General features: G+C 69.7%; 25 protein-coding genes. 16 read left to right on the top strand and 9 right to left on the bottom strand.

All coding sequences use genetic code 11. From position 1 onward, the window contains the following. Nucleotides 1-81: 81 nt before the first annotated feature. The 4 genes from AB0N02_RS16505 to AB0N02_RS16490 all read left to right on the top strand — a co-directional run bounded on the left by AB0N02_RS16505 (nucleotide 82) and on the right by AB0N02_RS16490 (nucleotide 2939). A complete protein-coding gene (locus AB0N02_RS16505; protein WP_363946588.1) occupies nucleotides 82-615 on the top strand; it encodes a hypothetical protein in 534 nt (177 codons plus the stop codon). Between the two features lie 45 nt (nucleotides 616-660). Next, nucleotides 661-1680: a hypothetical protein gene (locus AB0N02_RS16500; protein WP_363946586.1), complete on the top strand. Its 1020-nt coding sequence runs from the start codon at nucleotides 661-663 to the stop codon at nucleotides 1678-1680. A 30-nt stretch (nucleotides 1681-1710) separates the two neighbouring features. After that, nucleotides 1711-2001, top strand: a complete 291-nt coding sequence (locus AB0N02_RS16495; protein WP_363946583.1) for a hypothetical protein — start codon at nucleotides 1711-1713, stop codon at nucleotides 1999-2001. A gap of 65 nt (nucleotides 2002-2066) precedes the next feature. Beyond that, on the top strand, nucleotides 2067-2939 hold the full coding sequence (locus tag AB0N02_RS16490) for a bile acid:sodium symporter (protein WP_363946581.1): 873 nt from the start codon (nucleotides 2067-2069) through the stop codon (nucleotides 2937-2939). A 537-nt stretch (nucleotides 2940-3476) separates the two neighbouring features. Here the strand turns inward: AB0N02_RS16490 and AB0N02_RS16485 are convergent. Continuing rightward, complete coding sequence (locus tag AB0N02_RS16485; RefSeq protein WP_363946579.1) at nucleotides 3477-4844, bottom strand: helix-turn-helix domain-containing protein; 1368 nt, start codon at nucleotides 4842-4844, stop codon at nucleotides 3477-3479. A 182-nt stretch (nucleotides 4845-5026) separates the two neighbouring features. Here AB0N02_RS16485 and AB0N02_RS16480 point away from each other — a divergent pair, with 182 nt between their 5' ends. The 4 genes from AB0N02_RS16480 (at nucleotide 5027) to AB0N02_RS16465 (ending at nucleotide 8102) form a co-directional block, all read left to right on the top strand. Continuing rightward, a complete protein-coding gene (locus AB0N02_RS16480) occupies nucleotides 5027-5329 on the top strand; it encodes a hypothetical protein (RefSeq protein ID WP_363946577.1) in 303 nt (100 codons plus the stop codon). After that, nucleotides 5326-5850, top strand: coding sequence for a hypothetical protein (locus AB0N02_RS16475; protein WP_363946575.1), 525 nt, complete (start codon nucleotides 5326-5328; stop codon nucleotides 5848-5850). Before AB0N02_RS16480 ends, AB0N02_RS16475 begins: the two co-directional genes overlap by 4 nt. Nucleotides 5851-6466: 616 nt before the next feature. Continuing rightward, a complete protein-coding gene (locus AB0N02_RS16470) occupies nucleotides 6467-7333 on the top strand; it encodes a DUF2268 domain-containing putative Zn-dependent protease (RefSeq protein WP_363946573.1) in 867 nt (288 codons plus the stop codon). A gap of 10 nt (nucleotides 7334-7343) precedes the next feature. Next, on the top strand, nucleotides 7344-8102 hold the full coding sequence (locus AB0N02_RS16465; RefSeq protein ID WP_363946571.1) for a MerR family transcriptional regulator: 759 nt from the start codon (nucleotides 7344-7346) through the stop codon (nucleotides 8100-8102). Between the two features lie 31 nt (nucleotides 8103-8133). Here AB0N02_RS16465 and AB0N02_RS16460 read toward each other — a convergent pair whose 3' ends face one another. From AB0N02_RS16460 to AB0N02_RS16450, 3 genes are all read right to left on the bottom strand, one after another. Beyond that, a complete protein-coding gene (locus tag AB0N02_RS16460; RefSeq protein ID WP_363946570.1) occupies nucleotides 8134-8445 on the bottom strand; it encodes a PadR family transcriptional regulator in 312 nt (103 codons plus the stop codon). Between the two features lie 240 nt (nucleotides 8446-8685). Beyond that, nucleotides 8686-9519 carry an SGNH/GDSL hydrolase family protein gene (locus AB0N02_RS16455; RefSeq protein WP_363946567.1) on the bottom strand — a complete coding sequence of 278 codons (834 nt, stop codon included), beginning with the start codon at nucleotides 9517-9519 and terminating at the stop codon, nucleotides 8686-8688. Nucleotides 9520-9827: 308 nt separating this feature from the next. After that, a complete protein-coding gene (locus AB0N02_RS16450; RefSeq protein WP_363946565.1) occupies nucleotides 9828-10826 on the bottom strand; it encodes a helix-turn-helix domain-containing protein in 999 nt (332 codons plus the stop codon). 123 nt (nucleotides 10827-10949) lie between these two features. Here AB0N02_RS16450 and AB0N02_RS16445 point away from each other — a divergent pair, with 123 nt between their 5' ends. Together AB0N02_RS16445 and AB0N02_RS16440 are read left to right on the top strand one after the other, a co-directional pair. Continuing rightward, nucleotides 10950-12317 (top strand): MFS transporter, encoded by a 1368-nt coding sequence (locus AB0N02_RS16445; protein ID WP_363946563.1) that lies wholly within the window; start codon nucleotides 10950-10952, stop codon nucleotides 12315-12317. 146 nt (nucleotides 12318-12463) lie between these two features. Next, entirely contained in the window at nucleotides 12464-13261 is a 798-nt protein-coding gene (locus AB0N02_RS16440) for an SAM-dependent methyltransferase (RefSeq protein WP_363946562.1), read from the top strand. On the opposite strand, the gene AB0N02_RS16435 is transcribed toward AB0N02_RS16440, so the two are convergent. Continuing rightward, the gene (locus AB0N02_RS16435) at nucleotides 13253-14161 is read right to left on the bottom strand and encodes a helix-turn-helix transcriptional regulator (protein ID WP_363946560.1); all 909 of its coding nucleotides are present in this window, start codon (nucleotides 14159-14161) and stop codon (nucleotides 13253-13255) included. The genes AB0N02_RS16440 and AB0N02_RS16435 overlap by 9 nt on opposite strands. 295 nt (nucleotides 14162-14456) lie before the next feature. On the opposite strand from AB0N02_RS16435, the gene AB0N02_RS16430 reads away from it, so the two are divergent. Continuing rightward, on the top strand, nucleotides 14457-14693 hold the full coding sequence (locus tag AB0N02_RS16430; RefSeq protein ID WP_363946558.1) for a hypothetical protein: 237 nt from the start codon (nucleotides 14457-14459) through the stop codon (nucleotides 14691-14693). An 88-nt stretch (nucleotides 14694-14781) separates the two neighbouring features. Beyond that, nucleotides 14782-15075 carry a hypothetical protein gene (locus AB0N02_RS16425; RefSeq protein ID WP_363946556.1) on the top strand — a complete coding sequence of 98 codons (294 nt, stop codon included), beginning with the start codon at nucleotides 14782-14784 and terminating at the stop codon, nucleotides 15073-15075. Between the two features lie 67 nt (nucleotides 15076-15142). On the opposite strand, the gene AB0N02_RS16420 is transcribed toward AB0N02_RS16425, so the two are convergent. After that, nucleotides 15143-15772, bottom strand: a complete 630-nt coding sequence (locus AB0N02_RS16420) for a uridine kinase (protein WP_363946554.1) — start codon at nucleotides 15770-15772, stop codon at nucleotides 15143-15145. Between the two features lie 484 nt (nucleotides 15773-16256). Between AB0N02_RS16420 and AB0N02_RS16415 the strand changes: the two genes are divergently transcribed. Next, the gene (locus tag AB0N02_RS16415; RefSeq protein WP_363946553.1) at nucleotides 16257-16592 is read left to right on the top strand and encodes an isoamylase early set domain-containing protein; all 336 of its coding nucleotides are present in this window, start codon (nucleotides 16257-16259) and stop codon (nucleotides 16590-16592) included. A gap of 423 nt (nucleotides 16593-17015) precedes the next feature. After that, nucleotides 17016-17384 (top strand): STAS domain-containing protein, encoded by a 369-nt coding sequence (locus AB0N02_RS16410; RefSeq protein ID WP_363946551.1) that lies wholly within the window; start codon nucleotides 17016-17018, stop codon nucleotides 17382-17384. 145 nt (nucleotides 17385-17529) lie between these two features. On the opposite strand, the gene AB0N02_RS16405 is transcribed toward AB0N02_RS16410, so the two are convergent. Then, nucleotides 17530-18096, bottom strand: coding sequence for an HAD-IA family hydrolase (locus tag AB0N02_RS16405; RefSeq protein WP_363946549.1), 567 nt, complete (start codon nucleotides 18094-18096; stop codon nucleotides 17530-17532). A 181-nt stretch (nucleotides 18097-18277) separates the two neighbouring features. Between AB0N02_RS16405 and AB0N02_RS16400 the strand changes: the two genes are divergently transcribed. Further along, on the top strand, nucleotides 18278-18565 hold the full coding sequence (locus AB0N02_RS16400) for a hypothetical protein (protein ID WP_363946547.1): 288 nt from the start codon (nucleotides 18278-18280) through the stop codon (nucleotides 18563-18565). On the opposite strand, the gene AB0N02_RS16395 is transcribed toward AB0N02_RS16400, so the two are convergent. Both AB0N02_RS16395 and AB0N02_RS16390 read right to left on the bottom strand, forming a co-directional pair. Beyond that, nucleotides 18546-18947, bottom strand: a complete 402-nt coding sequence (locus tag AB0N02_RS16395; protein WP_363946545.1) for an ATP-binding protein — start codon at nucleotides 18945-18947, stop codon at nucleotides 18546-18548. The genes AB0N02_RS16400 and AB0N02_RS16395 overlap by 20 nt on opposite strands. Next, nucleotides 18940-19266 carry an STAS domain-containing protein gene (locus tag AB0N02_RS16390; RefSeq protein ID WP_363946544.1) on the bottom strand — a complete coding sequence of 109 codons (327 nt, stop codon included), beginning with the start codon at nucleotides 19264-19266 and terminating at the stop codon, nucleotides 18940-18942. Before AB0N02_RS16390 ends, AB0N02_RS16395 begins: the two co-directional genes overlap by 8 nt. 65 nt (nucleotides 19267-19331) lie before the next feature. On the opposite strand from AB0N02_RS16390, the gene AB0N02_RS16385 reads away from it, so the two are divergent. Beyond that, nucleotides 19332-22514 carry a SpoIIE family protein phosphatase gene (locus AB0N02_RS16385; RefSeq protein ID WP_363946543.1) on the top strand — a complete coding sequence of 1061 codons (3183 nt, stop codon included), beginning with the start codon at nucleotides 19332-19334 and terminating at the stop codon, nucleotides 22512-22514. The last annotated feature ends 1 nt before the right edge of the window (nucleotide 22515 follow it).

Raw genomic sequence — 22515 nt, 5'->3', positions numbered from 1 at the left:
CTCTCTCGGAGGGGAATGATTTCCCATGTCAGGAGGCCTTTTGGCCGCTTCCCCCGCTGACCGGACGAGGGAGAAGCGGATATGGACATCACGCCGCAGGCGATGGTCATCCCCAAGGAGACCGACCAGCTCGAACAGGGAAAGTACGGCCCTGTCTTCCCGCGGACCCCGGCGTGCTACGGGTTCACCATCGTCGCCGACGTCAAGCCAGGCCGGGCCCAGGCGATCCGTGACTACGGCCACCGGCTGGCCCAGGCCCTGGAGGCCGACCCGCGTCTCCTCGCACCGCTGAAGCTGCACTACCTGCGGTGGGTGCTCTTCGACGACGACACGCGGTTCATGTATCAGGGGATCTTCGACACCGACTTCGACAAGTACACCGAGGACGCCGTCGCGCTGTTCAGCAAGGCGGGGGTGAACACGGCGTTCGAGAACCTCGTGGGGTTTCCCGAGGACTGGAAGACCAACCCCGAGGCGTTCGTCAGGTTCGTCCGGGAGCACCACTGCCCGAGCTTCATCGAGTACGGCGAGTATCCGTACGTCACCGCCGACGAGATCAAAAAGGCGCTGCGGATCAAGGACGCCCTGTCGGAGATGCTCGACCAGATGCAGTGAGACCGGACCGAGGCCCGGTGTGTCCCGCTGCCGATCGGAGGACTGATGAGCGAGTCGAGGACCGCCCGCACCTACAACCAGAACCATGTGCCGCGCCCCCACACCCCGGGGCGGCGGCGGGTGAGCATCTACGTGTCGTGGAGCTACCCGGCCGAGGCGGGCAGGAACCCGGCCGAACTCGACAACCGCTTCTCCACGATGACCGAAGTGCGGCGGGTGAGCTGGCCCGCCTACGAGGATCCCCGCTGGTCCGACCCACTGCGCTTCCAGCAGGGCATCGCCGGGGTGCTGGAGCTGTTCTTCTGGGGGTGGGCGCCGTTCCAGCGGTTCGTCGAGGAGACCACCGGCCATCCCGTGCCGGTGTACCAGCGCGTCGACCAGGCCGGTTTCCGCACCGTGCTGGACGAGCGGGTGCTGGCCGACACCGACACCCTGCTGGTGTTCGGGCTGGACCACATGGTCACCGGGCAGGAGGCCGAGCCCGGGGAGATCGAGGCACTGCGGGACTTCCTGGCCAGGGAGGGGACCTGCCTGGTCCTGGGACCGCACCACGACGTGGGGGCCTCGGACGATCTGGCCGTACGCGACGCCGAATATCACCACCACGGCGACCCCCTGGTGCCCCGCCAGCAGCGTTTCGCCCGATACGTCCGGGGCCTGATGTGGGGGCTCGGGGTGCCGGTCGAGAACCGCTACGGGCTGCGGCCCGCGGTACGGGAGGCCGGGAAGATCGCGCCGCTGTCGGCCGACCGGGACCTGGACGCCAAGGGATGGCTGAACGGCGTGACCACCTTCAACTTCCACATGCACCTGCCGCATTACGCCGTGACGAGCGACGGCCCGGACGTCGTCCACGTGCTGGGCCGGCAGCCGATCGACCTGTCCAGGCCGCCGCACCCCTTCACCGAAGCAGGCAACACCGAGTTCAACATGTTCCTGTGGATGCCCCCCGCCGGAGATCGGGCCGGTGACGTGCTCCTGGCCGACTCCACGATCTTCAGCTCGCTGTTCGGCGGCGACGAGAGCCTGCGCGCCTTCTGGCGGAACATCGCCACGGTGAAGTGACATCTCAGGCGAAGCGGAGGGAAGGTACCGGTGAGCACGCGAACACATGCCGCGTTCCAGCTCGGCGACATCCAGCGCGGGGTCCTCAGCCCCCGGCCGAGCCCGTACGCGACGGCCTACATCCTGTTCCGCATCGACGACCGCGCGCACGGACGGGAGCTGATGCGGCGGGTGCGCGCGGTGGTGACCTCGGCCGCCGACACGACGAGCCCGCTGGGCGAGACCTGGGTGAGCGTCACGCTCACCTTCCACCTTCCACGGCCTCACTGCTTCATGCCCTCGCTGAGCCCCCTGAGCCGGCTCGGTGATCTCACAGACTGAACCGAAGGGGCGACGGGCACCGCCTCGGGCACGTCGCCCGCCGGTGCCATCGGGGCGGGAGCGCCATGGACACGCTGCATCTGCTGCTCAACGCGATCACCGTGATCTTCATCGCGGCCACCATGTTCGCCGCCGGCCTGGGAACCACCCTGTCGGCATTGCGCGCGATCCTGACCGCCCCGCTACTGCTGGTGCTGACGTTGGCGGCCAACCTGGTCGTCGTCCCGCTGCTGGGCTGGGGCATCGCCGCGCTGTTCGGCCTGCCCACGGCGGCGTTCGTCGCGACGGTGCTGATCGCCTCCTCCCCGGGCGGGCCGTTGGGGGCGAAGCTGGGCATGGTACAGAAAGGAGACGTGGTCGCGGGCGCGGCGACGCAGGTGCTGCTGGCCGCCCTCGGCAGCCTCACCTTCGGCCCGACGGCCAACGCCGTCCTCGCCGCGGCGAAAGTCGGCGGGGGGATCTCCCTGGATGTCGCCGCTCTGGTGCGGACCGTGGCCGTCCTGCAGCTCGTCCCGTTCGCCGTCGGGCTGATCATGCGCCACTACGCGTCGGCCGTGGCGCGGTCGTGGCATCCCCCCGCGATAACGGTGTCGAACGTGACGTTCCTGATCGTGCTGGCGGGCATGCTGCTGGGCAACTGGCACGACATCGCCGCGCTGGCCGGTTCACGCACTCTGCTGGCGGGATTCGTCCTGGCCGTCACGGCCTTCGCCGCCGGTACCGTACTGGCCACCGGAACGCCGCAGCGGCGCACCACCATGGGGGGCGTCACGGCGGTGCGCAACGCCGGCCCCGCCCTGGCCGCCGTCGGCATCGCCTTCAACAACACACCGGCCGTGCTGGGAGCGCTGGCCGCTGTCCTGCTCAGTGGCCTGGCCGCCTCCGTGCCGATCGCCGCGATACTCGGCCGCCGCCGGGCCGGCGACATCAATGGGTGAACCTGGGGTTCCGCCGTACCGTGACCGTAGTGGGTGAACCTGGGGTTCCGCCGTACCGTGACCGTCACCGCCCCCACCGAGATGACCGCCTCGGTCATCCTCACCTTGGGAAGGGGCGTGTGTCCGGACGGCCGACGCGACACCCACTCACCCCGCCACGTACGTACCCTCAAGCACCGGCACAACGAGCGGTGGAGCGAAGGCACGTTACCTCCACCACCACGCCCCCATGGATACGACCAACGCGACCCCCACCCACCCCCACGTGCTCACGCCCCTCCCCCACGCGCCCGCACCCGCCCTCACCCCCACGCGTCCTCACCCCCCTCGCGTTCGCGCCCGTCCTCACCCCCCACGCGTCCTCACCTCCCACGCGTTCGCGCCCCCTCCCCCACCCGTCCGCACCCGCCCTCACCCCCCACGCATGCGTGTTCGTCCAAGCGCCGGTACGGCGAGCGGTGGGGCGGGGCGGATCGGCGCTGATGAGCGGTGCTCAGGCTGGTGAGCGTTTCCGGTGTTCGATGTCGGTGTGCGGGATCAGGCCGATTTCGGTCCGGCGGTCAGGGCGCGGAGTTCGCGGGTGGCGTCGAGGTCCTGGGCCTGCTGGGGGCTCGACTTGAGGATCTGATCGGCCCACCACATCACCGCCGTCGTCCGGTGCGGGACCGGGAGCGAGGAGAGGGCGGTGGCGGCTCCATTGAGTCCCTGCTCGACCTCTCCCGCCTTGATCATGCACGTCCCTTTCTGAAGCTCGTTGAGTGCGCGCCTTCGGGCGCCGCCAGAGCCGGGGCCATACTCCGGGTTCCGGTTGACGATCTCTGGATAGACGCTGTCGTCGCCCAGGACCAGCCCCAGCACGACACGGGATCCCATGTGTCGTTCCTCGGGCCATCCCCAGATGGCGGCCTTTTCCCGGACGGCCTCATGCGGGAGCGAGGATCCGAGCTCGTCGAACCGGGCCAGAACCTCGGCGGGCCGCGTGGCGGATTCACGCCCATGAGACATCGCCACAGCAGTGAAATGAGCCGCCTTCGCCTGGGCGATCCGCGCCTCGGCCAGTCCCACGCTGGGCCGCCCATTGGCAAGGCGCTCCGCCTCCAGCGCCAGGGGCAGTACGGTCGCATCGGGCTGGTAACACTCGATCTGCGCCTGCCGTCCACGGACCCAGACCGACAGGTCGAGATCAGAGGAGGAGTCGGCGGCGGAGCGAGCCGTACGCCACCACCGGCGAGCTTGCCAGAGATCCCCCGTCTCGTGCAGCGCCATGGCCATGATGGCGGCGAGTTGGGCACCCACTCTCTGAAAGCCGCGCCTTTCGAGATCCGAGTGACGCTCCATGACCTGTCGTAGATCGGCGATGTCCACGGCGAGCGGGCCGATCAGATCGGTCGGCGGTAGCGGACCGATGGAGCAGGCGTGCTCGTAGGCGATCCGCTCCCAGTCCTCGAGGCTGTCGCCGTCGGCGGCACCGAGAGCACGACCGAAACCCGAACGCAGGGTTTCCAAGCTGTCAATCGGCAGGACCGTTCCGGCACCGAGTGCGGTAAGAAGCTGTATTACGGCACGACGCTCCATATCACCCTCTCCGTTTTGATCACACGCATCCCATCCGATTTTACTCCCAGATATACGCCGAAAATCGGACATTCTAAGCACGCTATCCATCTGATCGAAGATCTTATGAAGCGTAATGAGAACACCATTTGCTCCATAGATCTCATCGATCACAGGAACCATCTCCGAGGGCACGGGACGCTCTCCCCGTTCCCAGCGGGCCAGGTGCACGAAGTTGACGTGCAGTCTCTCCGCGAACAGCCGCAGGCCGATCTTCTGAAACTCCCGCAAACGGCGCATGACCGCGCCGAATGCCACGTTCGGATCAATGATCTCGGACTCGTCGCCCATTGTTTTCCTCGCGCTCGTGTAACCACTTTCGCGGCTACGGCCCGGCTACGACAACGACCTATTCGGACCTCCTGTTCGCCTCAATATTGACACTGAATCGCGGGGTTCACCCGCAAAACAAGAGACCCGCCCGGCGCTCACAACACCGGACGGGCCCATGATCAGGAATGAGGTCCTGACCTATGGAAAATGCTAGGCCCGAACACCCCGCGCCCGCGATCCCCGGATGGCGGGTGATTCTCAGTGACAGGAAACGGCTGTGGGCCTCGCGCGTGGTCCCGTTCACCGAGGACGAGATGGGAGCCGGTGCGACGCGCACGGTCGACGCCGACACCCTCGACGACCTCCAGGCCGAGGTGATCAGGCAGGAGACCGCCGCCCGGCAGGCGACGGAGTGGACTGCGCAGACGACAGAGCAGGCTGCGCAGGTGGCCGGGCGAGTGACGCAGGTGCCAGAGCAGGCGGCCAGGCAGGTGATCTCGTGACTCTGCGCTCCCGATTCCCCGGGCGGCACCGCGACGGACAACCCCGCACCGCCGTACACCGCCGTCTGTGGGACGGCCCCGCCCGCGCCGAGGCCGAGCGACTGGGTCGTGAGTGGCCGGAGTGGACCATCCTGTACGGCCCGGGCAGCCGCTGCTTCTACGCCCTGGCCTCCTGGCCGCTTCCCGAACCGCTGATGCTCGAGGACACCACCCCCGGGGGCCTGGAGGCCCGGATGCGCGAAGCGGAGACGGCCATGGTCACTCAAGGAGCCGGGACAGCCCTTTCCATCGTCACCTCGGTCGGCACCCCAGGACGGGAGCCCGCGACCGTCCAGGGTGACGCGTTCTCGCCCCTCAGAGACGGGACACTCGCGTCTCGGGACGAAACTCCCGCGATCGTCTGGGGTGAGACGCCCACGCCGGTGTCCCCGCCTCTCGCAGACAGGCGCGGCGGCAGTGCTTCCCCGGCTCCTGCCGCCGCGCCGCCGTACCCCGCCCACCCCTACCGGAGTGCGGCGTGACGAACCCGGAGGCAGGGATCCCCGTCCCGCGTGTCCGCCGCTGAACCCGTGCGGTGGCGCGAGGACCTGATCTCCGTCACCGCACCATCCGCGTGCGGCTCGGGAGGAGGGGCCCGAGCCGCACCCCCACGCGGTTCCCGCACGTCGGGGAAGGGGAACCGCCCCGCACCGACCGCCATACCGGACCGGTGCGCCCTCGGTGCCCGGCCGGACCCCACACCGGCCGGGCACCTCAACCACACCCCGACCAAGCACCTAGTGCTGTGATCGGGGAGGTTCACCGGGTCAGACGCCGCTCATCAGCGCCGACCCGCTCCACTTCACCACCCGCCATACCGGCGCCCGAACGGACACGAACACAGTAAAAGGCAAGTGATCACCGCACCAGCCCCGGGCTCCCTGCCTGCGCCGCTCATCAGCGCCGACCCGCTCCACTTCACCACCCGCCATACCGGCGCCCAAACGGACACGAACACGGTGAAAGACAAGTGATCACCGCACTGACCCCGGGCTCCCGACCAGGTTTCCATCACAGCGCTCCCCGTCGAACCGTCACCGTGACGTCGCCTCGCCCGTGGTTGACATTGACGTTGCGTCAACTCCTAACCTCGGCGCCATGACGATCACCGTTCTCGACACCTACTCCGCCATGAGGCGGATCCTGCTTGCCCCTGCCGCCGATCGCGCCGACCTGTTGCGTTCGATGCTGGAGCCCGTCGCCGGCATGTACCGCTACTTTCCCGGCGAGGTCGACCTGGTGGCCATGCACCGGCAGTCGTCGGGGTTCCCCATCGACCGCGACGAGGAGCGTTGCCTCGCCGCGCTCGAAACGCTGGCCGAGGCCGGGGCGTGGGACCGGATACGGCGCGCCCTCGACGAGGGCCTCGCCCTCCAACTGGAGGCGACACCCGAGCTGGACGTCCAGGACATCACCGTGCTGTTCCTGCTCGGCGACCCGGCGGACGAGCACTTCATGGGCCCCTGCCTCGGGGTGACCGGCAACGGCGGCATACCCGGCCACATCGTGATCACGCTGTGGCCCTTCCCCGAGAACGTGGCGCGACTGGAGGCCACGGCCGTCCACGAGCTCCACCACAACCTGCGCTACGGTCCCGGCGAGGTCGTATGGAACCCGATGACGGTCACCGTCGGCGAGCACGTGGTCTCGGAAGGGCTCGCCGACGCGTTCGCCCGCCAGCTCTATGGCGACGACCTCGGCCGCACCCGCATCGGCGTGCCGCACCAGGACGACGACGCGGTCTTCGCCAAGGTGCTCACCGGACTCGGCGTGACCGGCATGGAGAACTTCACCGCCTGGGTGCACGGAGACCCGAGCGCCGAGCGCTTCGGCGTCGCCCCTGTCGGGCTGCCGATGGGCGCCGGGTACGCGGCGGGGAACAGGCTGGTCGACGCCTACCTCGCGGCGACGGGACAGACTGCGGCGCAGGCCCTGCGTGCCGACAGCACGAAGGTCATCGGATAACACTGGAACCATGGAGTGGACCATCCAGGAGCTCGCCGCCAAGGCGGGCATCACGAGCCGCACCCTGCGCCACTACGACGGCATCGGGCTGCTGGTCCCTTCGCGGGTGGGCGCGAACGGCTACCGCTTCTACGGACCGGCGGCCGTCGCCAGGCTGCAGCGCATCCTGCTGATGCGCAGGCTGGGCATGGGGCTGCCCGCCATCGCCGAGGTGCTGGCCGACGAGGTGGACGAACGCGAGGGGCTGCTGGCCCACATCACCGCGCTGGAAGCCGAGCGAGACCGCATCGAGCAGCGGATCCGGGCCGTGCGCCACACGCTCGACGCCATGCTGGCAAGGGCGGAGCCGAGCATGGACGTGATGCTGGAGGGGTTCAACGACCGCTACAAGGACGAGGTGATCTCCCGCTGGGGCGAGCACGCTTTCCGGGTGAGCAACGACTGGTGGCACGGCAAGACCCTTGAGCAGCAGCGGGCCTGGAAGCGTGACACCGAGGACCTGGTCGCCGCCTGGGTCGCCGCGGTGAAGGACGAGGTTTCTCCCGTGTCGGAACGGGCCCAGGTTCTGGCCGCCCGGCATGTGCGGTGGCTGAGCCGGATCCCCGGGACCCCGACGGCCGAGGGCGACAGGAAGCGGTCGATCGCGATGGTGAAGGGGCTGGGAAACATGTACGTCGACGATCCCCGCTTCACCGCCATGTACGAGAACGCGGAGGGCGCGGTGTTCGTCCGCGACGCGCTGCACGAGTACGCGCGGACGCGAATGTAGCCCTGCGGCGGGGCGGCCGCTCGTCCGGCGTTCAGGTGGCCGACAGGCGGAGCAGGCCGACCTCGGTCACGGCGCGGGCATGCTGGAGATACTCGTGCAGCGCGGCGGCTCCGGCCTCGGTCAGCCGGTAGGGCCTGCGCCGCTGCTCGGCGGCCAGTGACTGGATCAGGCCCCGCTGTTCCAGCCGGGTCAGCGCGCCGTACAGGGTGCCGGGTCCCAGCGTCACCCCGGCGAACTCCTCGATGTCGCGCAGCAGCGCATATCCGTGTCTGTCGCCACCGGCCAGGCTGCTCAGGATCAGCACCGCCGGGTCGGCGAACCGTCCGAGCCCACCGAGCTCCATCGACTCACCCTCTCTATTACGTCTCACGGTATATCGTGATACGTAATAGAGGTGTTCACAAGGCTCATGGCGAGAAGACGGCACCCCCGGATTCATAACGGCAGGGAGAATCAAATGCCTCCGCCGAGAAACGTGGTCCCGCGGGCGTGAAGGTGAGACGGCGGAATCGAACGGCCGGCGATTGACCGCCCGGGCGAGCCGGACGGGTAAGCCGGATGGCGCGAGCGGTACCGCGTCAGCTCACCGGTCGTCGTTGGTCGGGTAGGTCAGGTTGGCGAGCAGTTTCTGCCCCGTGGCGTTGGGGTGGAAATAGTCCCAGTGACTCACGTCGGACAACTCGAACCGATGGTTGAAGACCGCGCCGCCATCGTTGCGGCAGGTGGTGTACTCGGCGCAGACCTTCTCCGCCACCAGGTTGAAGTCGACCACCCGGGCGAGCACCCGGTCGCGCCTTTCCACGTCCGCCCGGTCGGTCGAGCGGGGATCGTCCAGCAGCGACTGGCAGATCTTCAGGGCGGCCCAGGCGGCGCGGGCGGCCCTGTGGTCCTTGCCGACCTCCCAGAGCCGTTTGATGTCGGGAATGCCAGCGACGAAGATCGTCGCGTTGGGCAGGCCGGTGGTGAGGGTCCGCAACGCCGTACGGAAGGCCGCCTCGTAGGCGGCCACCGACGTCATGGCGCCCTCCGAGGGGGTGCAGGCGTCGTTGGCCCCGACCATGATCGTGACGTAGTCCGCTCGCTGGGAGATGGCCTTCTGGGCCTGCCCGGGGATGTCGGCGACCTTGGCTCCCGTCTTCGCGTCGTTGTAGGCGCCGAGGGAGGGATTGGCCGCCTGGAGGCGCAGGTAGTGGCTGTTGATCGGCCCCGATCCGGTGGACCAGGAGCGGGACGGGCAGTCGAGATAGAAGCCGCACGCGTTGAAACCCCGGGTGATGGAGTCTCCCAGCGAGGCCATCGCCTTTATCGGTCCCGGTACGGGTGAGGTGTGGGCCTCGGCCGTTCCCGGTATGAGCGCGGGTGTCAGCGCCGCCAGAAGAAGGACAAGGGCAGCGAGAACACGGCGGGGGGTGGTCAATCCGGCCTCCTGGGGCTCAGCCCCGATCGACCGGGGTGCTCAGAATGTCAGCCCGTTCCACCGAATTGACAAGGGAGCATTACGTCTTCCTCACGCATGGGTAAGGTCGACCTTCCGGTAAATCGCGAGATTTCGCCGGGTGTATCGACCATGGACGTTCACCGGGCCTGGCGCCGTTCATCAGCGCCGATCCGCTCCGCATCACCGCTCGCCGTACCGGCGCCTGGAGCGAGCACACCGGGAGGGTGCAGGTACACGGCCACCGCACTGAACGGCTTCGCCGCATGGTGCGGGGGCCGGGGAGGAAGTCAGGAAACGGGTGGGGAAAGTTCGGGAAGGTGGTGGGGGGTGGGTGAGGAGGGGGACAGGAAGGTCGCGCGGTACTGGCCGGGGGTCGTGCCGGTCACCCGGCGGAAGTGCTCCCGCAGGGCGAGCGCGGAGGGGAACCCGGAGCGGGCGGCGACGACGTCCACGGTGACGTCGGTGGTCTCCAGCAGCCTGCGGGCGTGGTCGAGCCGCCGCTGCTGGAGCCACTGGAGCGGCGAGACGCCGGTCTCGGCCCGGAAACGGCGGGTGAAGGTACGTTCGGCCAGGTGGGCGTGGGCCGCCATGTCCGCCAGGCTGACGGGACGGTGAAGCTGCTCGGTCAGCCACAGGCGGGTCGCCTCCAGGCTGCCGCCGACGCGCTCGGGCACCGGCCGCTCGATGTACTGGGCCTGGCCGCCGCTGCGGTGGGGCGGCACGATGGTGTGCCTGGCGATGTGGTTGGCGATCTCGACGCCGTGGTCGGTGCGGACCATGTGCAGACACAGGTCGATCCCGGCCGCGACGCCCGCCGAGGTCAGGATCTCGCCGTCGTCGACGTAGAGGACCTCCGGCTCGACGCGTATCTCGGAGTGGACCTCGGCGAGCCTCGCGGCGTTCGCCCAGTGGGTGGTGGCGCGCCTGCCGTCCAGCAGCCCGGCCTGCGCCAGCACGAACGCCCCGGTGCAGATCGTCGCGATGCGGGCGCCCCGCGCGTGGGCGGCGCGCAGTTCGGCGAGGATCTCGGGGGCGACGGGCTCCTCCGGGGAGACCTTGCCGGGCACGATCACGGTGTCGGCCGCGCGCAGGGCACGGACGCCATGCGCGACGCCGACCGGCACCCCCGTCGAGGACATGACGAGGCCGGGTTCGAGGCCGCAGAGGCTGACGTCGTATCGCGGTCCTCCGGCGTGGCCGCGCAGGCCACTGTCGAAGATCTGTCCGGGGATGGCGAGGTCGAAGAGGAGGAAACCCGGGAGCGCGAGCACGACGATCCGGTGCATGGCTGGAATCATACCTTTTCCTGCTTTCCAGCCACTCCCTCTCCCGGCTCGGCGGGCCGGAGACTTGCCTTCCACGCGGCGGGACGGAGCGATCCCGTACCGCATGGCAGAGCAAGGAGCATCGTGAGCGGCACCATCGAACAGCACGGGTCCCCGATCGGACGACAGCGGCTGAACCTGTCGATACTGACCGTCGCGCAGGCGCTGGCGATGTGCGGCGCGGCGATCGACCTGACCGTCACCGGACTGGCCGGGATGCGGCTCGCCCCGGACCCCGCGCTGGCCACGGCCCCGTTCGCGCTGATCACGGTGGCGACGGCGCTCGGCACCTACCCGGCGTCGGCACTGATGGCACGGATCGGCAGGCGGGCCGGTTTCCTACTGGGCTCGGCCGCCGGAATGCTGTCGGGTCTGGCCTCCGTCGTCGCCGTGACGATCGGCTCCTTCTGGCTGCTGTGCCTGAGCACCGCCGCCATCGGCCTCTACCAGGCGTTCGGCGGCTACTACCGGTACGCCGCCGCGGACGACGCGCCCCCGCACGGACGGACCAGGGCGCTGTCCACGGTGATGGCGGCGGGTGTCGTCGCGGCCGTCGTCGGGCCGTTCGTCGCGACCTCCGGGCAGGACCTGCTGGCCGCGCCCTTCGCCGGGTCCTACCTGGTCGTGGCGGCGCTCGCCGCCGGGTCCGCCGCCGTGCTCCTGTTCCTGCGCCTCACCTCCGACGGCACCGGCTCCCGTACGGCCCCGGACGGGAAGGCGGCCCCGGACGGGAAGGCGGGCACGGGCGGGAAGGCGGGCGCGGATACGAATGCGGACGCGGGTGCGGGTGCGGGTGGGGGGCAAGCGGAGAGCACGGCGGCGCGGCCCGCGCGCGTGGTGCTCACCCGGCCGGTCTTCGTCGCGGGCGTGGGCTGCGCGGCCGTCGGGCAGTTCGCGATGATGATGCTGATGACCGCCTCTCCGCTGGCCGCCGTGGCGCACCACCACACCGTCGCCGACGGCGCCATGGTGGTCCAGTGGCACCTGGTCGGCATGTTCGTCACCTCACCGCTGTCGGGGCGGGTCGTGGAAAGGTACGGCGCCAAGGCCGGAGCCGCCGCCGGGGCGCTCCTGCTCGCCGCGGGTGCCGCCCTCGCCATGACAGGCGACAGCCGCCCGCACTTCGTGGCCGCCCTGGCCCTGGTCGGCGTCGGCTGGAACTTCCTGTCGGTCACCGGCGGAAGCCTCGTCGTGCACGCCTACCTGCCGCCGGAGCGGGCGCGCACCCAGGCCGCGGCCGAACTGCTCGGCGCGGCGGGCGCGACCGCCGGGTCGGTGTCCGCCGGTGCCCTGCTGACCGCGCTCGGGTGGAACGGCCTGAACCTGGCGACGCTTCTGTTCCTCGCCGGGGCTGCCTGCCTGCTCGTCCGGCCCCTCCTGCTGGCGACCCCGGCCGAGGAGCCCCGGGCGGACCGGACCGGAGACACCCGGGCGTACGGCCCGGCGCGGTGAGGACGCTCGGTCACCGGTCGAATACTCGTGTGCCGGAGCCGTAAAGGAACCCGAATACGGCGAAGGCATGCGGTCATCACACAAGTAATCAGTCCCGACCGATAAGCGGGATAGATCCCCTCGGAAGTGATGACTACACTCGCCTCGTGAGTCATGATCAGTCACCCCCCGACGGCATCGACACCGGAACCCCTCATGTGGCGCGCGTGTACGACTACGTTCTGGGCGGCAAGAACAACTACGCCGTCGACCGCGAGTACGCAGACAAGATCGTCTCTCAGATGCCCGACTATCCGGTGCTGGCCAAGGCCAATCGGCGGTTCCTGAGCCGGACGGTCGAGTTCATGGCCCAGGCCGGCATCCGGCAGTTCCTCGACCTGGGCGCAGGCATCCCGACTCCGCCCAACGTGCACGAGATCGCCCGCGAGACCCACCCCGACGTACGGGTGGTCTACGTCGACAACGATCCCATCGTCTCGGTGCACAACGACGTGCTCCTGGCCACCGACCCCGGCCTGACCTCCATTCGCGCGGATATCCGGGAGCCGGAGAGCATCCTGGCCCATCCCGACCTCAGGCGGCTCATCGACTTCGACGAACCGGTCGGGGTGCTGTTCCTGTCGGTGCTGCAGTTGATTCCCGGGGTGGAGAACGCCTCAAGGGTCGTCGACGCGTTCCGCGAGCACATGGTCGCGGGCAGCCATCTCGTCATCTCCCACCCGAGCGGCGAGGGAAGCCAGGAAGCCGTCGGCCGGGCCCGCGCGGCGCTGGCGCGCGGGCCGGTCGCGGTCGACCTGCGGACCCGCGAGGAGATCCTGCCGTTCTTCGACGGATTCGAGCTGGCCGAGCCCGGCCTGGTCGACATCACGAAGTGGCGCCCCCGGATGGAGGCGCCGTCCACGGGCATGATCGTGCTCGGCGGCGTCGGCCGGAAGTCAGACTGACATCCCGGCACGCATGTCGCGCAGGAACTGCTTGCTGGCGGAGACGGAGTAGGCCTGGACGCACAGGCTGTCCATGACCTGGGTGTAGTGGTCGGTCTCGTCGCGCTTCTCCACGTAGAGCGCGCTGGTGAGCTGCTCCATGTACACCACGTCGGGAAGGTCCCGGTCGGGAAAGCGCAGGATGGAGAAGGGGCCACCGGCCGCCGCGTGGCCGCCCCGGTGGAACGGCATGATCTGCAGCCGGACGTTGGGCAGCTCGGTGGCCTCCAGCAGGTGGTCGATCTGCGCGGCCAGGACCTTCGCCCCGCCGATGGGGCGCCGCAGTACGGCCTCGTCCACGACGGCCCACAGCGTCGGCGCGTTCGGCTTGCTCAGGCGTTCCTGCCTGGCCATCCGGAGGGCGACGCGACGGTCGATCTCCTCGGCGGAGGCGGTGCCGTGGACGAGCATGATGACCGCGCGGGCGTACTCCCTGCTCTGCAACAGGCCCGGGATGAACTGCACCTCGTAGCTCCGGACGACCGAGGCCGCCTCTTCGAGGCCGACGTACACCTGGAACCAGTTCGGGAGCAGGTCACCGTACTTGTGCCACCAGCCGGGGGCGTTGGCCTGGCGGGCCAGCGTGAGCAGCGGCGCCCTGTCGTCGGGGTCGGTCACGCCGTACAGGGTCAGCAGGTCCGCGACGTCGCGCTCCTTGAAACCGACCCGTCCCAGCTCCAACCGGCTGATCTTGGCGTGAGAGGCGCGGATGGCGTATCCGGCGTCCTCCCGGGAGATGCCCTTGAGCGTGCGCAACCTGCGCAGTTGGGCGCCCAGCAGGATTCGCAGGATGGTTGGTCCACTGCCCGCGTGGGCGAGCACACCGCCCATCGCACCGTCTTCGGCATGTTGTATGCCCATGATCGCTCCCTGTCACCCGTGGACGGTGCAACGGTTTCACATTTCAGACGCGGATCGTACAACTTTGGCAGCATTATCCTCGCGTCAGAAACAGGGCTGACATTGGATCTTGTTCTAACAGAGATCTTGGGTCGCGCCCGGTGAGCGCCCGGCCTCTCCCCGTCGACACCTCCGTCGACACCTCCGGCGGCGCGGACGACCAGGCGAGACGGCATGGACGACCACGCGAAGGGTACCGCTCGCGAGCGACCGGGGGCGGTGGAGTCGGGTCCGAGGATGCGGGTATGGACAGCGGATGAGCATCCAAGAAGAACTCCACCAAGTCGAGCATGACCTGGCCAGGCTCCGCGCCGAGGTCTTCAGCCTGCGCCGGCAGGTCGGCGACCTGGGACCCACCGACGCCGCGGAGCGGTCGGCGCTGATCAGCATGGCCGACCAGCAGGAGGGCCTGGCCGACGAACTGGAGGAGCGGCGGGCAAGCTTGCTCAAGCGGATCGGCGACGCCGGGCACGCCAAAGCCCAGGACTCCTGACACGCCTCCCCAACTCGCAATATCGGACATTTGGTTACATAAAACCCGAAAGGGTACCGATAACAGCGAGCCATAATCAGGGGGAGAAATGATCAACGCACTTCACAAGATGGGCGTAAAGTCCCACATGATGTACGCCGCCGGGGTCGCGTCGATCGGCCTGTCCTTCGCGTCCTGGCTGACGTCCCAGTCGTTCGAGGAGGCCGGGCTGGACCGCGCCGACCGCTGGGGGATCTTCATCGGCCAGTGGGCGCCGACGTTCTTCGCGGTGGGCATCGCCCTGCGCATTGAGGAGACCCGCGACATGATGCAGCCGGTGCGGGAGGAAATCCTCGAAAGGAGCTACGCCGAGAACCTGGTGCCGTCGCGCGCCGGAGTCTAGCGCGCCGAGGCCCGGCCCGCCGGTGCGCGCGTTCCGCGGACGCCGGAGGCCGGAGGCCGGACCCCTCTCACGACCTCCCGACCAGCGCCGGATGACGGGGATCGTCGACGCGGACGGCGACGTCGGCGCTGTCGACCGGCCAGACCTCGCGTTCGTACCTCTCGTAGGCGGGCAGCGTCCACCGCGTCTCCTCGCGGGTCCGCCGCGCGAGGGCACCGGGAGACAGCCACAGGTGCACGGTCAGGTCGAAGGACAGTCCCCTGCCCAGCAGCAGGGCCCCGTCCAGCAGCAGCACGCCGCCCGGCGGCACGGTGACGTAGGACGCGCGCGTCGCCCTGTCGATCCGGGTGTCCCAGAACGTGGGGAGGACCTTTCCCGAGCGGCCGGGCTCCAGCGGGCCGAGAACCTCCCGGGTCAGGGCTCCGGCGTCGAGCCAGTCGGTGTAGAAGGCGTCGGGGTCGGTCCTGCCGTACTCGAAGCGCAGCGAGGCCGGGCGCAGGAAGTCGTCGGCGGAGACCCGGAGAACCTCACGCCCGCGAAGACGCAGGGGCTCCACCAACTCGTCCGCCAGCCGCCCGGGACGCGCGGCGGGCGCGCCGTCGAGGGCGACGCGCACCCAGGAGGAACGAGGCGCGGAGGCTATCCGGTCGGCGAGTTCCTCGATCAGCAGCGATGGCGAGATAGGCCGTATTTCCACAGAGGATCGTAACCCTCCGGGCGACGGCCACGGAAAATCCACCCGCGTCAACGGCCCTCGACCGCCCCGGCCCCGCCCGGCCCCGCCCGGCCCTCTTGACCGTTCCGGCCTCCTCGATCGCCTCCGCCTACCGATCACCGCCTAATTCACGACATCTTTCCCGATGTAACCGCACTCAGGGCTTCACCGACGTCAGCGACGATCCCTACAGGCATGATCAGGTTCAACGTGAACCGGTCAACCATCACGATCCAGTCAAGATCGGACGTGATCCGGACCAAAAATCAATACCTCATGTTGTCGGTCGATGACTGACGGTAACCATCCATGTGGATCGTTACCGCCAGCCGTGACCGGATGTCGGCCTCCTGATCGCGGCCTGTCTCGCGGGCACGTGTTCACGGGGCTCGCATGACCTTCGCGTCCGCCGCCACCGAGATCACGGCCGGCCACCTACGGAGACAGTGACGTCAGGAGAATCTCGATGATCAAACGTGGTAAGCCGACCAAGAACGGGAAGGTCAGGATCACCTTCACCGTGCCGTTCGATCGGTCCGTCGGCGGCGTCTCGCTGGTCGGCGACTTCAACAACTGGGATCCATACGCCCACCCGATGGAGCGCAAGGACAACGGCACCTACCAGGTGTCCCTCACCATCCCGTCGCAGCAGGCGATCCGCTTCCGCTACCTGGCGGACGGCGGACTGTGGTTCGACGACGCCGACGCCGACCACCACGACGAGCACGGCTCCCACCTCAACCCGGTGGAGATACGGCCACCGTCGGCCTCGCGCGTCGCGAAAGTCGTCGCGAAGGTCTAGGTCGCGGCGGACCGCCCACGCCGGATCCACGGCGAGACGGGCGACCGGCCGACCGCGCGACGGAACGCGGCAGCGCACAGCACGAGACAGCAGACCACGTAAAAGACCACGGAAACACAGGGTTCCGCCGTCTCCACGATCACCATCCGGCGAGACGGCCTCCCCCCTCCTGTCCTCCCGTCCCTCTCACACGACTCCTCCCCGGACGGCCTCCCCTCCCGTACGGCCCCGCCCGCCGGCCCCGGCACCCCCGCGACTCCACCGGCCCCGGCGCGTTCCTCCGCCGGTGGGCCCGCCGCGTCACTGTTGGCCTCGGGCCGTTGAACTGTCATGAGCCATGGGCGTACGGTGGTTGAAGTGGTTTCCGTCTTCGCACGGCTCCCATAAGGGCGCTGTCTCAGCAGACGTAGACAGCGGGGCATCATGACACGGCTTTCCGTCACCGTGAACGACCATCCGCATTTCTCGGTGGTTTCGCTCAACGGCGATCTAGACAAAATATCGGCCCCACGGCTTGAGGAAGCGCTCGCTGAGCCACTGACGCGGAGGCATGTCCGCATCATCATCGACACGGCGAAGCTGGACTTCTGCGACTCCACCGGCATCTGGACCCTGCTGGCGACGCTGCGCCGCGCCTACGAGCAGAACGGCTGGATGCGCCTGGCGGGCGTGCACGGGGTGCTCGAACGCCTGCTGGAGCTGACCAGGCTGACCGAGGCCTTTCCCATCGACCGAGACGTGGACGAGTCCCTGCTGCGGGCCTTCGGAGGAAGCGTCTCGACCTCCCGCTGAGCCGCCTCCTCCCCTCTCTCGTCTCCCACCGCCGGGAATCCCTTGGGACATGCCCGCTCCGCTTCGTCCCGGCGGTCGTCCCGGGCCCGGCGCCGCCCCGGATCCGGCGGTTCCCCGGATCCGGCGGCTACCGCGGGTCCGGCGGCTACCGCGGGTCCGGCGGGCGGTACAGCACGGCGTTGATGCCGAGCGCGGCCGCCGCCTCGACGTTGACGGCCTGGTCGTCGAGGAAGGTGACGTCGGCGGGCTCGGCGCCGAGCCGCCGCAGAACGCTCTCGAAGATGGCCGGATCCGGCTTGGCGAGGGCCATCCTGCAGCTGTAGAAGCGGTGGGCGAACACCTGCGCCCAGGGCGCACGGTCGATGGCCGCCGCCATCGGCTCCGGGGCGTTGGACAGCAGGGCGAGCCGGTGGCCGCCGGTGAGCTCCTGGAGCAGGCTCATGCTCTCGGGGTTGAGGTGGGACCAGCTCGCGACGTCGGCGGCGTCCAGCTCGGCCACGACGGGATCGTCGGGAGACAGCTCCCGCTCCAGGACGTCGCCCCAGTACAGATGGGAGGCCCGGCCCCCGTCGTAGGACTTCCGGTGGTGCCAGTACCGGCCGTGGAAGACGTCCGGGTCGCGGCCCGCGAGGGCCGCCATGGCCGCCATGTCCTCGGCGGGCTGGGGCAGCGATATGACTTTGCCGTAGTCCAACAACATCCAGGTCGTCACGGACTCTCCCGGGTAAGGGTCAAAGGCAGGACCTTGGACATCATGCCTCCCCGGCGCCGGGAGGCGGGGTCCGACACCCGCGGGTAAAGGCTCGCGACACCCCGGCCGGTGCGTGACCCGCGCCTTTCCGGCTCCTAGGGTGATCGGGCAAGACGTGCCGATCACCCGGGGGGAACCGAGGATGCCTCGCGTCCGCATCACCATGGACAACGCCGCCCTGCGTGACGTGGCCGCGCACGCCACGCGGGAGTCCGGGTTCGACGTCCGGACCACTCAGGTGATACGGCGCGTCGCCACGTCGCACGGCGGACGCCCCGCCGACGAGGTGTACGAGACGCTGCGGGTGAGCCTCCTGCAGATTCCCGGAGTCCGGCACCTCGACGAACGGCGGATCCGCGAGTGCGCCGTCCGGATCAGCGAGCGGCGGGACCCGCTGGCGCGGGAGCCCGTCAGGGACGCATCATCGTGAGCCGGACCGTGGACGCGCCCCGCTCCTGCGAGATCTCCACCTCGTCGCACATCTCGCGCATCAGCCAGATCCCGTAACCCCGGCGGGATCCGACCGGCGGCGGCGTACGGCCGGCCTCGGTGTCGGTGAGCACTCCCGCCTCGTCGCGGATCTCGGCGACGACCCGGTCCGCGTCGCACCGCAGGGTGACGAGGCCGTCGGTGCCCGCGTGGTCGAGCACGTTGTTCGCGGCCTCGCTGATGGCCAGGATGAAGTTCGTCTCCCGGAACTCGTCGAAGGCGACGATCGCCAGGAACTCCCGTGCCCGCCGCCGCATCTCGGAGAGATCGCCCTCTATCGGGAAGGAGATCCGGCGCACCTCGCCGCCGACCGTCTCAGTCATGGGACTCTTCCACGATCCGGATCACCTGGTCGAGCGCGCAGAGCCGGAACAGGTTCCGCAGATGACCGTCGACGTCGGCGAGAACGAGCTCGGTGTCCCGCCGCTTCGCGCCGGCGTGGGCCTCCAGCAGCGTGACGATCCCCGACGAGTCACAGAACGACACATGTGTCAGGCTGATCACCAGCACGCCGGGCGAGTGGGCCAGATCGTCCTCGACCGCCTCGGTCAGCCGGTCCGCCGCCTCCCGGTCGAGGTCGCCGATGGGGACGAGCACCCGCGACCCGTCGGGATCCGTCCGTCTCTCCAGGCGAATGGCCATGTCCTCACCGAGGGATCTCTTGGTCGACCAGGTATTGTCACATTACCTGATGGGCGGGGAGTGAAATGCGGAAGGGTAGCCCCGTGACCGGCGGGGAGATGGGTGAGCGCATCCGCGAACACGACTGGGCGGCCACCCCTCTCGGACCGATCGACCGGTGGGCCGCCCCCCTGCGGAGCGCGGTCGACGTCGCCCTCTCCTCACGCGCCCAGATCGTCCTCTTCTGGGGGCCGGAGTACATCGCCCTCTACAACGACCCCTACATCCCGACCATCGGCGCCAAGCATCCGGCCGCGCTCGGCCGTCCGGCCGCGGAGAACTGGTCCGAGCTCTGGGACGTCCTGCACCCGCTGCTCGACCGGGTGCGCGAGACGGGCGAGCCCTTCTGGGCGCGGGACCACCCGTTCGCCCTGAACCGGCACGGCTTCGCCGAGCAGACCTACTTCGACATCTCCTACGACCCGGTGCACCTGGCCGACGGCACGGTGGGCGGGGTGCTGTGCCTGGTCAGCGAGACGACGGAACGGGTGCTCGGCGAGCGCAGGATGCGCGCGCTGGGCATGGTCGACGCGGCGACGAGCGGGATGCCCACCCGCCGGGAGGTGGCCAGGGCCGCGGTGTCGGCCCTGGCCGACGCGCGTGACGACGTGCCGTTCTGCCTCGTGTACCTCCCCGGCGACGACGGCACACCCCGCCTGGCCGTGCCCCACGCCACGGCCAGGAAACGGCTGGAGGCGGGCGACGGGCTCGTGGAACCCCTGACCGGTCAGGGCGGCGTCACGACGGTGCCCGGCGAGCGCTTCGGCCTCTCCGGCCCCGCGATCGCCCTGCCCGTCAGCGCGGGAGGCGGGACGCGGGGCCTGCTGGTGTGCGGGGTGAGCCCCGCGTCGCGGCTGGACGGGCCGTACCTGGAGTTCTTCGGGCTGCTCGCGGCCAGCCTGTCGCGGGCGCTGTCCGCCGCCGAGACCCACGAGCGGGAACGCCGGGAGGCGCGGGCGCTCATGGAGCTCGACATCGCCAAGACCGCCTTCTTCACCACCGCGAGCCACGAGCTGCGCACCCCGCTGACCCTCGTCCTCGGACCACTGGAGGAGCTGCTCGACGACCCCTCGCTCGGCTCAGGGCAGCGGCTCGTCCTCCGTACGGCCCGCCGCAACGCGCTGCGGCTGCTCACGCTGGTCAACGACGTGCTCGACTTCACCGGCATCGACACGGGCCGTGTCAACACCCGCTACCAGCCGACCGACCTGGCGGCGCAGACCGCCGAGCTGGCCGGGGTGTTCCGCTCGTCGATCGAGAGCGTCGGGCTCACCCTGCGGCTGGAGGGCGAGCCGCTGCCCGAGCCGATCCACCTCGACCGGCGGCTGTGGGAGCGGATCGTCTTCAACCTGCTGTCCAACGCGTTGAGGCACACCTTCACCGGCGGCGTCACGGTCGGCGTCAGGCCGGGTGACGGCTGCGCCGTGGTCACGGTCTCCGACACCGGGGTCGGCATCGCCGAGAACGAGATCCCCAACCTCTTCGAACGCTTCCACCGGGTCGTGAGCTCCCCCGCGCGCAGCCACGAGGGGATGGGCATCGGCCTGGCGGTCGTCCGCGAACTGGTCACCCTGCACGGCGGCCGGGTCGAGGTCGACAGTCTTCTCGGCAGCGGGACGACCTTCACGATCACGCTGCCGTACGGCTCGGCGCACCTGCCCGCCGACCGTCTCGCGGAGGCGGCGGCGCCGTACGAGGAGGGGCCGGACGAGGCGTCGTGGCTGTCCGATCCGCGGGACCTCGGCGAACGGGCGGACGGAGCTCCCGCCGTCGGGATCCACCTCGCGCCCTCCACGGGAGGCGACACGGAGAACTCCCCGGCGGGCGACGCGGAGAACGGGCCCGCCGTGGAACGGATCCTCGTCGCCGACGACAACGCCGACCTGCGCGCCTATCTCGTCCGCCTGCTCGGCCCGCACTGGGCGGTGACGGCGGTGCCCGACGGGGCGAGCGCCCTCAGGGCCGTCAGGGAGCGTCCCTTCGACCTGATCGTCGCCGACGTGATGATGCCCGGCATGGACGGGCTGGAGCTGGTGCGCAGGCTGCGTGCCGACACGGCGACCCGCGGTGTGCCGATCATGCTGCTGTCGGCCAGGGCGGGCCAGGAGGAGTCGCTGACCGGGCTCCTCGCGGGAGCCGACGAGTACCTGGCCAAGCCGTTCTCGGCCCGCGAGCTGCTCACCCGGGTGCGCGGGGTGCTGCGGCTGGCCGCGGTACGGTCCCGGCACAACCGGCGGCTGCGCGGGCTGACCGAGGCCGCGCTCGCGATCAACGAGGCGTCGTCGGAGCGGGAGGTGCTGGAGCTGACGGAGAAGTACGGCAGGCTGCTGGCGGACGCCCCCGAGGTCGTGGTGACGCCCGTCCCGGACGGCGACCTCCGGGTCGAGCCGTCGGGTTCCCGTGCCCGCGGCGCCGTCTCCTCCCGGGACACCGACGAGACGGCGTTGCGGCAGCTCGCCCAGCTCGCCTCCGCGCGCCTGCGGAACCTGCGTCAGCTGGAGCTGGAGCAGCGGCTGGCGACCACGTTGCAGCTGGCCCTGCTGCCGGAGGTCCCGAAGGTCGACGGCGCGAGGATCGTCGGCCGCTATCTGCCGGGCAACGACGAGGCCAGCGTCGGCGGCGACTGGTACGACGTCGTCCGGGTCACCTGCGGCGACGTGGTGCTGGTGATCGGCGACATCGTCGGCAAGGGGATCAGGGCGGCCGCGGCCATGGGGCAGATGCGCAACGCGCTGCGGGCCTACGCCCTGGAGGACCCCGATCCGGGGCGGATCCTCGGCCGTCTCAACCGGATGACGACGAGCGGCTACGACCGCATGCACGCCACCGTCCTGTGCGTACGGCTCTCACCGGCCACGGGACGGCTGTCCTACTCCAGCGCGGGCCATCCCCCCGTCCTCGTCTGCCGGGCGGACGGGGAGGTCGACTATCTCGGCGGCGCGCTCGCCCCGCTGATCGGCGCCCTGCCGTCCACGACCTTTCCGACGGCCGAGACCCGCCTGGAGCGCGGCGAGCGGCTGCTGCTGTACACCGACGGCATCATCGAGAGCCGGTCGATGGACGTCGTGACCGGCATGGGCAGGCTGCGCGCCGAGATGGCGCGGGTCGCCGGCCTCGACCTCGACGCCCAGCTGGAGGCGCTGCTCTCCTTGGTCGACCGCGAGGACAGCCCCGACGACGTGGCCCTGCTGGGTTTCGCCCTCGACTGAG

Origin of the sequence: Streptosporangium sp. NPDC051022 (genome assembly GCF_040683035.1) — a bacterium.
Lineage (GTDB): Bacteria > Actinomycetota > Actinomycetes > Streptosporangiales > Streptosporangiaceae > Streptosporangium.
This window is presented reverse-complemented; position numbering and strand designations above follow the sequence as displayed.